Consider the following 12,610-nt stretch of genomic DNA (forward strand, 5'->3'; position numbering starts at 1 on the left):
TTATAACAACACAACGGGATAACAGAATGAAAAAAATCGCACTCTCATTGGTGGCATTAGGGTTACTGACTTCTCTGCCGGGTTTCGCGGCGACATCTGCGGCGGTTCCGGCCGCGATTGCAAACCACGAAGGCCCGATCCGCATTGCGGTGATCCGTAATCTTGGCTCTGATGACAACACCACGCAGTTTGTTGCCGGGGCGGTTCAGGAAGGGAAGAAGCTCGGCTTTAAAGTCAGCACCTTTTTAAGTAACGGTGATGACGCCAAATTCCAGGACTTCGTCAACCAGGCGATCAGCCAGAAATATGACGGGATTATTCTCTCTCAGGGGCGTGATCCGTATGCGACCGCGCTGGTGAAAAAAGCGGTGGATGCGGGCATCAAAGTCTCGGTGTTTGATACTGCCGTCAACGGCGAAATCCCGGGTGTGACGGTCACCCGGCAGGACGACGCGTCCCTGACCAACCTCTCCTTCGGCCAGTTAGCGAAAGATTTCAACGGCAAAGCCAATATCGTGAAGCTGTGGGTAGCAGGCTTCCCGCCGATGGAACGTCGCCTGACGGCGTATAAAGCACTGCAAAAGCAATACCCGGGCATCAAAGAGCTGGAATCTATCGGTGCGGTGTCTTCTGACGTGCAGGGCGATACTGCCAACAAAGTGGGGGCGATTCTGGCGAAATACCCGAAAGGCAAAATCGACGCCATCTGGGGAACCTGGGATGCCTTCAGCCAGGGCGCTTACAAAGCCCTGAAAGAGAACGGCCGTACCGAAATCAAACTCTACAGTATCGACATTTCCAACCAGGATCTGCAGCTGATGCGTGAATCCGGTAGCCCGTGGAAAGTGAGTGTGGCGGTGGATCCGAAGCTGATTGGTGCCACCAACGTGCGTCTGATTGCCAACAAGATTGCCGGTGAAACCACGCCTGCGACCTACGATTTTAAAGCGGCTGCTATTCCTCAGGCGCTGCTGACCGCGCAGCCAGGCGCGGTGAACGTGGCGTCGCTGGGTAAAATCATTCCGGGCTGGGGTCAGACCGAAGATTTTATCGCGCCGTGGTTTGCGACGCTGGAAGCGAAAAATAAATGAGCGTGCTTCCAGTACCCGAATACAGCCGCAATATGCGGCTGATTGGCCATAGTGACCAGGGTGGTCGACCGGATGGCGTACAGCTGATGGTACATCGCGGTTTTGCGTACATCGGTCATATGGTGTCGCAAGGCTTTTCGATTGTGGACGTGCGCGACCCGAAAAATCCCAAAGCCGCAGGTTATGTGCCTGCGCCGCCTGGCACCTGGAATGTGCATCTTCAGGCGCACGACGACCTGCTGCTGGTGATTAACGCCCGGGATCTGTTTGCCGATGCCCGTTTCGCGGATGAGAAGGTTTACTACACCCGTCAGGTGGGGGAAACCGTTAGCGATGTCCTGGACCAGGGCTGGAGCGCCGGGCTGCGCGTATTTGATATCTCCACGCCGGATAAGCCGCGTGAAATTGGTTTTCTGTCGCTTAACGGCATTGGCATTCACCGCATCTGGTACGTCGGTGGGCGCTGGGCGTACGTTTCAGCGCTGATCGACGGATTTACTGATTACATTTTCCTGACCATCGATCTGGCCGATCCGCGTAAACCTGAAGTGGCGGGGCGCTGGTGGCTGCCGGGGATGCACCAGGCCGAAGGTGAACAGCCGGACTGGCCGGAAGGTAAACGCTATGCGCTGCACCACGCGATTATCGCCGGTGATACCGCCTATGGGAGCTGGCGCGATGGTGGGCTAACATTGCTGGACGTAAAAGACAGAACCCGGCCGAAGCTGATTAGTCATCGCAACTGGAGCCCGCCGTTTGGTGGCGGCACGCATACCTCGCTGCCGTTACCGGACCGCGACCTGCTGGTGGTGCTGGATGAAGCGGTACTCGATAACCAGGAAGATGGCGAGAAGCTGATCTGGCTGTTTGATATTCGTGAGCCGTCCAACCCGGTCAGTATCTCTACTTTCCCGCAGCCGGAGGAAATCGACTACGTGGCAAAAGGCGCGCATTTTGGCCCGCATAATCTTCACGAGAATCGACCCGGAAGCTTTGTCAGCTCAACGCTGATTTTCGCGACATATCAGAATGCAGGCGTGCGCGCGTACGATATTTCGAACCCGTATCGTCCCGTTGAAACCGGTGCGCTGGTACCGGCAGCGCCGGAGAGGATGATGGATACGCGTCCGAATCGCCCGCAGGTGATCCAGTCGTGTGATGTATTTGTGGATGCACAGGGGATTATCTACAGCACGGATTATAACGGCGGGTTGTCGGTGATTGAGTATTTGGGATGAGAGCGGTCAGATGCCCTCACCCGAACCCTCTCCCACAGGGAGAGGGAGAAAATCAGCTGTACTGACGCACCCGCGCCACCAGTTCTTCCACGCTGTCGATGCGTCCGGCAATCACAATCAGTGCTTTGCCAAGCGTAATGGCGTGGCGCAGGCATTCGTGGCGCATGGCATCGTCCTGAATGGTGTCGATATCCGCCACGTGGGAAAGCCCCACGCTGCGGCGGATCAGTTCGGTACCGCAGAAACCAATCGCGTCCTTCCACACCTTTTTCAGATATTCAGAGGCATATCCCGGTGCGCTAAGCGCGGCATCACGGGTTTTCTCGTTTGCCAGCGCCAGGAAGCGTTCCGCGAAAGTATTCCACAGTACCTGAATATCGGTCAGACGCTGTTCGCGGGCGGCCGCGGCATCGCGAATGCCCAGATGCCCCGGCAGGCCGCAGAAGTTCAGCAGCAGGTTACCGATGGCGGTGCCCACGTCAAAACCGATCGGGCCGAAGTAACCGAACTCGGCGTCGATAGCTTTCAGACTGCCATCCGCCACGAAAATTGAGCCGCTGTGAATGTCCCCGTGCAGCAACGCTTCAGCCTGGGAGAAGAAGCGGTGCTTCAGGGACGCCACGGCAATTTTCAGCTGGGCGTCATCGCGCAGGGTGGCGACGTCATTTTCCAGCCCGGCCGGGTAATTGTTGCGCTCGTGGAGCTGGTACGGATCGTTGAAGAACAGATCTTCGGTGATCTCGCACATCTCCGGGTTAATGAATTTCGCGACCTGCGCTTTTTTCTCGTGCGGATGCAGATAAAAGTCGCTGGTGTGGAACAGCGTCTGGGCGAGATATTCACCCAGCTGGCGTGCAGCCTGCGGGTAGTCGTTGTTGTTGATCAACTCCCCGCGCCAGATGCGATGGCTGGAAAGATCTTCCATCACCATTACCGCCAGTGCCGGGTCATAGTGGTGAATTTTAACGGTGTGCTGCGGGCAGTGCTGATAGTGCTCGACCAGGGTTTGCGCTTCCAGACGGGCGCGATCCAGCGTCAGCGGCCAGGATTCACCCACGCAGCGCACATAGGGCAGTGCCTGCTTGACGATGATGCGGCTTACACCGTCATTATCGAAAATTTTGAACACCAGATTGAGGTTACCGTCGCCCACTTCCTGCGCCTCTACCAGCGATGATGGGTTATCGAGGCCGCCAAACTGCCTGGCATACTCCACGGCGTCCTGGGCGGTAAAGGTGTGATATTGCGACATTGCCGGTTCCTCATTGGTTTTGCTGATAAAGACATTTAGACGTCTATACATCTGGACTTCATCCTGACACAATGTGCTACAACAACGCAACAGGGAATTAACGACATGCAGACATTACAGACGACCAGCCTGCGGGTGGTGGATAATCAGCTATTTATTCTTGATCAACAGGCACTTCCGCAGGAGAAACGCTGGCTGGATGCCTCCACGACAGCGGCGCTGGTCGGCCATATTCATGCCCTGCGTGTGCGTGGTGCGCCACTGATTGGTCTTTCTGCAAGCGTGCTTCTGGCCCTGTTGGCGGAAAAGGGCAACAACCGCGACGCGCTGGCGGCGGCGCTGGAGACGCTGCGCGCTGCGCGTCCGACGGCGGTGAATCTGATGAACAACCTTGACCGCATGAAGCAAGCGCTGTGGCGAGAAGATTTCGTTCCTGCCCTGGTGGCTGAAGCACTGCACCTGATCGACGAAGACAGGCAGCTTTGCGATGCCATCGCGAAAGCCGGTAGCACACTGGTGAAACCCGGCAGTCAGTTGCTGACCCACTGTAATACTGGCGGGCTGGCAACGGCAGGTGTGGGGACGGCGCTGGGAGTGATTGCCCGCGCGCATCAGCAAGGCAACGTCAACAACGTCTGGGTAGATGAAACCCGTCCATTGCTGCAGGGGGGCAGACTGACCGCCTGGGAACTGGGTGAACTGGGCGTGCCATATCAGCTGATTACCGATTCGATGGCCGCCAGCCTGATGGCAAAAGGGCTGGTGGACGCCGTGTGGGTGGGCGCTGACCGCATTGCCGCCAACGGCGACGTGGCGAACAAAATCGGTACCTATTCGCTGGCGGTGCTGGCGAAATTCCACGGTATCCCGTTCTACGTGGCTGCTCCGCATACCACGCTTGACCCGGATTGCCCGAACGGTGAGGCGATCCCCATTGAACAGCGTGCGGCCAGTGAAGTGACGGGCGTGGCCGGGAGCTTCGGTTCGGTGCAGTGGGCACCGGAAAACGCGCCGGTGTATAACCCGGCATTTGACGTTACGCCTGCGTCGCTCATCAGCGCCTGGGTGCTGGATACGGGCGTCGTTACGCCAGAAGAGGTTGCGAAAGGGAAATTTGCCTGAGTCCGGCTATCCTTTAAGGGTTTCCCTAAAAAAGAGGAGCCAAACGTGACTCTTGATCCCAGTACTGACTTAAAACTGGAACGCGTGGTGGATGCACCACGCGACCTGCTGTGGCTCTGCTGGACGACGCCAGAGCACATCAAAAACTTCTTTATTCCTGTTCCCCATAAGGTGACCGAATGTGACCTCGACCTGCGTGTGGGTGGGCGGTTCAACACCGTGTTTGAGGTGGATGGTCAGCGGATGGACAACAAGGGCGTTTTCCTCGAAATTGACCCAGGCAGGAAACTGGTCTTTACCGACGGTTACACCGAAGACTGGAAACCGGCGGAGAAACCGTTTATGACGGCAATCCTGCTGCTCGAAGATGCGGGTGAAGGCAAAACCCGCTATACGGCGATTGCGCGCCATCCATCGGCAGAAATTCGTGAACAGCATGAACAAATGGGCTTCCACGAAGGGTGGGGGATTGTGCTGGATCAGCTGGTGGCGTATGTGAAGGGGCTGAAACGGTAGTGCTTCTGGACGCCCTCTCCCACTGGGAGAGGGCGCTAAAGCGTCATGCGAGTTTCGGATACCCATCCGCAATATCATCCCCGGTAAACTGCGCAATCCAGCCCTCGGGGTTATCGAAAATACGAATGGCGGTAAAGTTCGGCTCTGAACCCATATCAAACCAGTGCGGCGTGCCTGCAGGCACCGAGATCAGGTCGTTTTTCTCGCACAGCACCTGATACACCTCATCGCCGATGTGCAGGCAGAACAAGCCTGCGCCTTCAACGAAGAAGCGCACTTCGTCTTCGCCGTGGGTGTGCTCGCTCAGGAACTTCGCGCGCAATGCTTCTTTCTGCGGGTTATCGGCCCGCAGGATGATCACGTCCCAGCTCTGGTAACCTTTTTCCGCCACCAGTTTGTCGATCGCATGCTGATAGGCATTGATCACCGTTTCGGGCGCAGGATCGCGGCCTAAATCACGATCCGCGGCCCAGCGTTCAAAACGCACACCTTTGGCGTTGAGCTGTTGGGCGATCTCTGCGGCATTGGTGCTGTGCCACTGGTGCTTGCTGGCGTCTTTATCGGAATAAATGGTTAATGCGCTCATGAAGGGATCTGCTCCGGATTAATCTCGTCAAACTGGTGTACCTGATGATGATGACTTGCGCCGTCATCATCACCGCGAATCAGCTGCAGGGTGCGAAAACCTGCCTGCTCAGCGGCGTCCAGCTCCTGATGAATATCAGACAGGAACAGGATCTGCGACGGGGGGATCCCTGTTTGCGTTGCAATAGTCTGGTAAGACTGGACGTCGCGCTTGGCACCAATGTGGGTATCAAAGTAACCGCTGAACAGATGAGTAATATCACCTTCGTCACTGTAGCCAAATAACAGTTTCTGCGCCGCGACGGAGCCAGAGGAATAAACATAGAGATCAATGCCTTGTGCCTTCCATTTTTCCAGCGCAGGGAGCACATCCGGATAGAGATGGCCGGTAAAGTCGCCGTTGACGTAGCCGTCATGCCAGATGATCCCCTGCAGGGCCTTCAGTGCGGTCGATTTACGGTCTTCATCCATAAAGGCAAACAGCGCGTCGGTAAGCTCGCTGGCGCTGGCATGCGGATTGCTGATTTCATCACGCAGGTTGTCCAGAATCGATTTGACCGGTTCGGCGTATTGCTGGGCGGTCACGAAGGCCGCCAGTCGCTCACGCGCATAAGGGAACAAAACATCATGGACAAAACGGATATCGCTGGTCGTCCCTTCAATATCCGTCACAATCGCGCGAATCATACTCTCTCCAGTTGTCGTAAACGCATTTCACATTCAAATAAGAATTCTAATCCTTCCAGATGACGGCGGGCTTCTGCCACGTCACGTCCCCAGCAGGTTAAGCCATGACCGCGCAGAAGAAAACCATAATTAAGTGGGCGTTCCTGTGCGTAATGAGCGATTCGAGAGGCGAGGGCGTCAATATCCTGGTCGTTATCAAACACCGGGATGGCAACCGTATCCAGATGGGTGGTTTGCCCGGTGAGGGATTTTTGCATTTCAAAACCGCTAATTTTTAGCTCTGTTTCTTTGACCAGCCTGGAGAGTACCGTGGCGTTAACGGTGTGGACGTGCAGAACGGTGTTGGCCTCCGGGAACAGACGGTAGATCAGCGTATGTAGCCCGGTTTCTGCCGACGGCTTACGGCCAGACGGCGCGCGGTTGGTGGCGATCTCCACCTGCAGAAAATCTCCGGTTGTGAGGCTGCCTTTGTCTTTGCCGGATTCGCTGAGCCAGCACAGGTGTTCGTCCTGGCGTACTGACATGTTGCCGCCGGTTGCCGGAGCCCAGCCTTTTGCGCCAATCCAGCGGCAGGCGTCAACCAGGTGTGTGAGTTGCAGGTTGTCTGTCATGTTCCTTTTACCCCTTTCGGTCAGGAATATTTATAGCATATAGACGTCTAAGCGTCTTGATTGCCAAAGACTAACATCGTGTTATAGTGGCAGCAACATAAGTATTACAGGCAGGCACGACACAATGAGCAATAACGCATTGATTCCGCAGAGTAAGCTTCCCAAGCTGGGGACGACCATCTTTACGCAAATGAGTGCGCTGGCACAGCAGCATAACGCCATTAACCTCTCACAGGGGTTCCCGGATTTTGACGGCCCGAAATACTTGCAGGAGCGCCTGGCATACCACGTTGCACAGGGCGCAAACCAGTATGCACCAATGACGGGGGCACAGGTGCTGCGCGACGCCATTGCTGATAAAACCGCGGAGCTGTATGGCTATAAGCCAGACGCGAACAGCGACATCACGGTGACCGCAGGGGCGACCGAAGCACTGTATGCAGCCATTACGGCCCTGGTGCGTCAGGGTGACGAAGTGATCTGCTTTGAACCATGTTACGACAGCTATGCGCCCGCCGTTGCGCTGTCCGGCGGCGTGGTGAAACGCGTGGCGCTGCAGCCGCCGCATTTCCGCCCGGACTGGCAGGCTTTTGCCGCATTACTGAGTGAGAAAACCCGTCTGGTGATCCTTAATACGCCGCACAACCCGTCCGCGACGGTATGGCAAAAAGCGGATTTCACCGCGTTATGGCAGGCCATTGCTGAACGTGAAATCTTTGTGCTGAGCGATGAAGTGTATGAGCACATCTGCTTTGCCTCTGAAGGGCATGCCAGTGTGCTGGCACATCCGCAGCTGCGGGAGCGCGCCATTGCCGTTTCGTCCTTTGGTAAAACCTACCACATGACTGGCTGGAAAGTGGGGTACTGCGTGGCTCCGGCCGCAATTAGCGCAGAACTGCGTAAAGTGCACCAGTACCTGACGTTTGCTGTGAACACGCCTGCTCAGCTGGCGCTGGCCGATATGCTGCGCGCTGAGCCAGCGCATTATCGTGACTTGTCCGGGTTTTACCGCACGCGCCGGGATCGGTTTGTGAATGCGCTCAACCAAAGTCGCCTGGAGATTTTGCCCTGTGAAGGGACGTATTTCCTGCTGGCGGACTACAGCGCCATTTCGGATCTGGATGATGTGAGCTTCTGTCAGTGGCTGACTAAAGAGGTGGGCGTGGCGGCTATTCCGCTGTCGGTTTTCAGCGCCGACCCCTTCCCGCATAAACTGATCCGTCTCTGTTTTGCGAAACAGGAGTCGACGCTTCTCGCGGCGGCAGAGCGTCTGAATACGCTCTGATTATTTCACCGTCCAGGCTTCTGAGTAGCGACGGTCTGCAAACAGTTCCAGCAGGCCGTTGATCTGCTTCAGGCGCAGGACTTCGTCGCAGTCCATACCAAGCTCTTTCCCGATTTTCTCATCGCTCCAGCCCAACAGCGCCAGCTCACGCACAATGTCAGACATGGCGTTTATCTGGTGGCGACCGCGCGCACGGTTGTGGCGAATGGTCGCAGCCATCCGGTCAATCCTCTCCTGTCGTTCTTTACGCAGACAGGTTACCGGAAGATACCCTTTAAGCTGCTTTTTAAGCGTTGTTTTCTTTTTGCCAATTTCATGACGATGAAAACCATCGACAATTTCATAATGCTGCGGTTGATCTTCTGTCACCACGATAGGCTGCGTGAAACCGTCCAGCTCCAGCGACTGGCTGAGCAGCCGTTTTTCCGGGGGCGCAACGTTGTTGGGATTGTAATCATTGGCGGTGATATCTTCCTGTTTAATCCACAAAACACAGTCAACGGGCTGATCGCGAAAAGGGCTATTTTCATGTAGCGCCTTGCGAAAGGTATTGAGCGCGTCAATGCGCTGCTCTTCCGGAAGAGACTGTAGATAGCTATTCATTTCGTTGATTAATCGTTGTTGCATAAGATCCCCCATTCCATACGTTTTGATTTTATCCGGTCGCTGTATCGCTGATAGTGCTTTGGTTTATTGGGGCTAAAAGACAATGCCCGGCACCAGTAGTCATTATTCAGAAGTACCTTGCAGATGCGCCGCCACGAGGGAATATCCTTTGAGCCAATATCCCCTTCCTGCGTTTCGGGAATATCGGGCATGCCTTTTTTGCGGTACCAGTGCAAATACACGGCAATTTTGTTGCGGTAATGTTCTGATGTGTGTTGTGGCATGCTGTCGAGCAGCAAAAGGGCGTATTCCTGCCAGCTAAGGTGGGCCGGTTTGAGAATTTTGCGGTGGCCATAGAAATGATTGTCGTGACCGGCATAGATACCTCCGCTCCTGACACCGCTGACGCGTTCGCACATGGCCGCCCACCGCTCGGGTTCGACAACATGATAGAGCCATAGCCCCTGGCGTTGCTCGGGGCCAAAAGGTTCACAAATGCGCATGTAGCGCAGGGGAACCCCCGCCTGATACATCAGGTCGTACAATGTGTTATAGCTCGAACCGGTTTTTGCAAACCATGTCCAGATATCCGCGGTTTTCCAGTCATAGATCGGGTAGACATACCAGGCGTGCCCGCCGGGTGCCACCGTGGTCCAGGGTTTATCATCGGCAAAGCGCAGCTTGCGCGCGTTAGCGATGGCCAGGAAGCGGTTGTAGGATTCATCAGCACGGATACCGATCATAACGGCGGCAGGGCGGTTTTGAGAGAACCATTCGGAAAATGCACGGACAAAGGCTTCAAACGTCATCCCCTGCTGGTAGAAATCGAAATAGCCAGGATCGGTAATGGCATCGGACGGTGGCTGCCGGACCCAGTTTGTACCCGCTTCCCAGCACTGCCATTCCGGCTGAAACTGAGACAGGGAGTTTTGTGTTGTCAGGGGAAGAGCCACCCACCAGAAATTATCTATTACATCGTGAAAGTGGGTTCGCATATTTTCAATATGCTGGATGGTAGAGGTAAATTGTGCTTCCCAGTCAATGAACAGGACGTCAATTTTTCGCCGCATCCGGCGAGCGCATTCACAGGCAAGGTAAAGCATAACAGTCGAGTCCTTTCCTCCAGAAAATGAAATACACACTCTGGCAAAATTTTCGAGAGTCCAGGTCATTCGTTCCTGCGTCGCATTGAGGACATTCTGGTTAAGCGAGAGTTTATATAATGACATTTTCATCCTCTTCCTGAGTTATGTACGCTGGGCCAACGCTGTCTATTAACAGAGGTGGATAATATCATTTATTTTTTCAATGGGTTAGAGGATGTGTGAAAGAGTCTGGAACGATAAGTTGGAGTGATATATTGGATACCCGGCCACCACAGCTAAGTGACCGGGTAAGAGGTCACAACATATTTATGTCTTCAATGAAATTAGAAAATACCGTGCTGTTAAGTGCCGAGCGATTGTACATAATATAAATATCAATTGACGGAATGGAAATGTCTGACTCAATCATCTTCAGGCCTAAGGCTTCACCATATTGTTTGAACGCCGTAGCGGGAACAATACCGATCAGGTTTGTGACACTGAGTACGGATAATATAGAAAGATAAGAATCACTCCGATAGCCGATATTTCTTTCGGGCAATAAACGTTCAATGTCGTCCCGGTATGTTTTGGCACCCTGTTCATCGCTGATGTAGGCCGTGAATTTCTCGTTTAACAGCTCCTCCCGCGTTGCGGCCGTACCGATTCGCGGGTGATCCTGGCGGCAGACGAGGTTCATTTGCAGCTTATGGAACACGTTGCAGGAGATTGAGCGGTTGTTCAGAGGGTAAAACGAAAAGACCAAATCCGCCTTACGATAGGCCAGGAGGTCTTCCGCTGAGTCCTGTGAAACCAAAACATCCCGCAGTTCAATCTCATTGTTATGTTTTTCCATAAGCAGCTTTATGGGAGGAAGAAGGACTTCTGGTGTCAAAAATTGTGGGCAATAAATCACAAAAGTCTTCTTCATCCCGCTGTGGTGCATGATGCTGATTGTCTGCTCAAGCTGGTTAAGGTTCTGTTCAAGATGATGATGCAGGTTTACGCCGACGGTTGTTGGCGTGATCCCCTTACCTGAACGAATAAAAAGTGGGTCATTGAGTTGATTGCGCAAACGTTGCAGAGACTGGCTCACAGCTGAAGGGGTAATGTAGAGCGTTTCAGCAGCCTTACTAATGCTAAGATGTTGATAAATACACTCAAAAATGACTAAAAGATTGAGGTCAAACTTTTTAAGATCATATAGGTTAGCCATGTTTCTTCCTGATATTGATTCGTTGTCGTGTTGTTGTCACATTTGTATTAACTATAGATTGAAGCGAATCATTTACAATCCTTGTGATTAGCCTGCTTAATAATAGTTTAAAACATACTTAATGTATCATGCCGGCAGATAAATAAAATAGTTCTGAAAAAGAAGTTAAGATAAATTTATCTTTAAAAGAGTGTCTGGTTTTAAATAATGATATTGAGGTTGTTTTTCGGTTGTTTATTTACTTTTTAATTTAATTAGAATTGTACTGGAAATGTCTCTCATTATTCATTTGATGAATAATATAATGTCACGCAACCGGGTATTCGGCCTTACCTATCACAATCATAGGCAGGAACGCGGGGGAGATGGATTGCCCTGAGTGTGTACGGGTGTTGTAATCAACGCGCTATTACGGCCTGAGTACCGGGTAAGTAGAGCGCAACGCAATGCCAGCTTTGGCTGGCACTGAATGTACCTACGGGGAGTTCAGGTATCAGGGCCGCCCATTGAGGCGGCCTTTTTACGTTTGGCTTTCCTGAAACTCCTTTCACCCTATCTTCCCACCCGGGTTGTTAGGTATGGCTGATTGATTTGATAAAGCAAACGCATTAGCCCACTCAGGGAAAGTTCGTTACCTTACATCTCAACGAAAACACGGAGGAAGTACAGATGTCTTTGATTAACACCAAAATTAAACCTTTCAAAAACCAGGCGTTCAAAAACGGTGAATTCGTGGAAGTCACCGAGAAAGATACCGAAGGCCGCTGGAGCGTGTTCTTCTTCTATCCGGCTGACTTCACCTTCGTTTGCCCGACCGAACTGGGCGACGTAGCAGATCACTACGAAGAACTGCAGAAGCTGGGTGTGGACGTTTACTCTGTGTCTACCGATACCCACTTCACCCACAAAGCATGGCACGGCAGCTCTGAAACCATCGCTAAAATCAAATACGCGATGATCGGTGACCCGACGGGTGCTCTGACCCGTAACTTCGACAATATGCGTGAAGATGAAGGTCTGGCCGATCGTGCCACCTTCGTTGTTGACCCGCAGGGCATTATCCAGGCTATCGAAGTGACCGCTGAAGGTATCGGCCGTGATGCGTCTGACCTGCTGCGTAAAGTGAAAGCGGCTCAGTATGTGGCTTCTCACCCTGGCGAAGTATGCCCGGCGAAATGGAAAGAAGGCGAAGCGACCTTAGCACCATCCCTGGACCTGGTCGGTAAAATCTAAATTTCCGTCGTCTTTCGCGCCACAGCCGCGTTGGCGTCGCGTGCTCACCCCGGTCACTTACTGATGTAAGCTCCCGGGGACTC

13 protein-coding genes are annotated in these 12,610 nt (G+C 53.5%); 6 read left to right on the forward strand and 7 right to left on the reverse strand.

The window, feature by feature from the left end; translation table 11 throughout:
- Positions 1 to 26 precede the first annotated feature (26 nt).
- Entirely contained in the window at positions 27 to 1,091 is a 1,065-nt protein-coding gene (locus tag ACJ9N4_RS13530; protein WP_182274075.1) for a sugar ABC transporter substrate-binding protein, read from the forward strand.
- A complete protein-coding gene (locus ACJ9N4_RS13535; RefSeq protein ID WP_411500555.1) occupies positions 1,088 to 2,329 on the forward strand; it encodes an LVIVD repeat-containing protein in 1,242 nt (413 codons plus the stop codon). Before ACJ9N4_RS13530 ends, ACJ9N4_RS13535 begins: the two co-directional genes overlap by 4 nt.
- A gap of 52 nt (positions 2,330 to 2,381) precedes the next feature.
- Here ACJ9N4_RS13535 and mtnK read toward each other — a convergent pair whose 3' ends face one another.
- Positions 2,382 to 3,581 (reverse strand): S-methyl-5-thioribose kinase, encoded by a 1,200-nt coding sequence (gene mtnK, locus ACJ9N4_RS13540; protein WP_182274077.1) that lies wholly within the window; start codon positions 3,579 to 3,581, stop codon positions 2,382 to 2,384.
- A gap of 105 nt (positions 3,582 to 3,686) precedes the next feature.
- Here mtnK and mtnA point away from each other — a divergent pair, with 105 nt between their 5' ends.
- Together mtnA and ACJ9N4_RS13550 are read left to right on the forward strand one after the other, a co-directional pair.
- On the forward strand, positions 3,687 to 4,703 hold the full coding sequence (gene mtnA / locus ACJ9N4_RS13545; RefSeq protein ID WP_182274078.1) for an S-methyl-5-thioribose-1-phosphate isomerase: 1,017 nt from the start codon (positions 3,687 to 3,689) through the stop codon (positions 4,701 to 4,703).
- Between the two features lie 45 nt (positions 4,704 to 4,748).
- Positions 4,749 to 5,219, forward strand: a complete 471-nt coding sequence (locus ACJ9N4_RS13550) for an SRPBCC family protein (protein WP_182274079.1) — start codon at positions 4,749 to 4,751, stop codon at positions 5,217 to 5,219.
- A gap of 43 nt (positions 5,220 to 5,262) precedes the next feature.
- Here the strand turns inward: ACJ9N4_RS13550 and ACJ9N4_RS13555 are convergent, their stop codons facing one another.
- Genes ACJ9N4_RS13555 through ACJ9N4_RS13565 form a run of 3 tightly spaced genes read right to left on the reverse strand, consistent with a single transcriptional unit; the run spans position 5,263 to position 7,102 of the window.
- Positions 5,263 to 5,805 carry a 1,2-dihydroxy-3-keto-5-methylthiopentene dioxygenase gene (locus ACJ9N4_RS13555; RefSeq protein ID WP_411500556.1) on the reverse strand — a complete coding sequence of 181 codons (543 nt, stop codon included), beginning with the start codon at positions 5,803 to 5,805 and terminating at the stop codon, positions 5,263 to 5,265.
- Positions 5,802 to 6,491, reverse strand: coding sequence for an acireductone synthase (gene mtnC, locus ACJ9N4_RS13560; RefSeq protein ID WP_182274081.1), 690 nt, complete (start codon positions 6,489 to 6,491; stop codon positions 5,802 to 5,804). The genes ACJ9N4_RS13555 and mtnC overlap by 4 nt, the downstream gene beginning before the upstream one ends.
- Positions 6,488 to 7,102 (reverse strand): methylthioribulose 1-phosphate dehydratase, encoded by a 615-nt coding sequence (locus ACJ9N4_RS13565; protein WP_182919575.1) that lies wholly within the window; start codon positions 7,100 to 7,102, stop codon positions 6,488 to 6,490. The genes mtnC and ACJ9N4_RS13565 overlap by 4 nt, the downstream gene beginning before the upstream one ends.
- A gap of 124 nt (positions 7,103 to 7,226) precedes the next feature.
- Here ACJ9N4_RS13565 and ACJ9N4_RS13570 point away from each other — a divergent pair, with 124 nt between their 5' ends.
- The gene (locus ACJ9N4_RS13570) at positions 7,227 to 8,387 is read left to right on the forward strand and encodes a pyridoxal phosphate-dependent aminotransferase (protein ID WP_182274083.1); all 1,161 of its coding nucleotides are present in this window, start codon (positions 7,227 to 7,229) and stop codon (positions 8,385 to 8,387) included.
- Here the strand turns inward: ACJ9N4_RS13570 and ACJ9N4_RS13575 are convergent, their stop codons facing one another.
- The 3 genes from ACJ9N4_RS13575 to citR all read right to left on the reverse strand — a co-directional run bounded on the left by ACJ9N4_RS13575 (position 8,388) and on the right by citR (position 11,294).
- Entirely contained in the window at positions 8,388 to 9,014 is a 627-nt protein-coding gene (locus ACJ9N4_RS13575; RefSeq protein WP_182274084.1) for an IbrB-like domain-containing protein, read from the reverse strand.
- Positions 8,999 to 10,222 carry a phosphoadenosine phosphosulfate reductase gene (locus tag ACJ9N4_RS13580; protein ID WP_182274638.1) on the reverse strand — a complete coding sequence of 408 codons (1,224 nt, stop codon included), beginning with the start codon at positions 10,220 to 10,222 and terminating at the stop codon, positions 8,999 to 9,001. The genes ACJ9N4_RS13575 and ACJ9N4_RS13580 overlap by 16 nt, the downstream gene beginning before the upstream one ends.
- Positions 10,223 to 10,394: 172 nt before the next feature.
- On the reverse strand, positions 10,395 to 11,294 hold the full coding sequence (gene citR / locus ACJ9N4_RS13585) for a DNA-binding transcriptional repressor CitR (protein WP_411500557.1): 900 nt from the start codon (positions 11,292 to 11,294) through the stop codon (positions 10,395 to 10,397).
- Positions 11,295 to 11,963: 669 nt separating this feature from the next.
- Between citR and ahpC the strand changes: the two genes are divergently transcribed.
- On the forward strand, positions 11,964 to 12,527 hold the full coding sequence (ahpC, locus tag ACJ9N4_RS13590; protein WP_182919577.1) for an alkyl hydroperoxide reductase subunit C: 564 nt from the start codon (positions 11,964 to 11,966) through the stop codon (positions 12,525 to 12,527).
- Positions 12,528 to 12,610: the final 83 nt, after the last annotated feature.

This window comes from Enterobacter sp. LM3 (assembly GCF_046622475.1).
In the GTDB taxonomy this organism is placed as follows: domain Bacteria; phylum Pseudomonadota; class Gammaproteobacteria; order Enterobacterales; family Enterobacteriaceae; genus Enterobacter; species Enterobacter cloacae_P.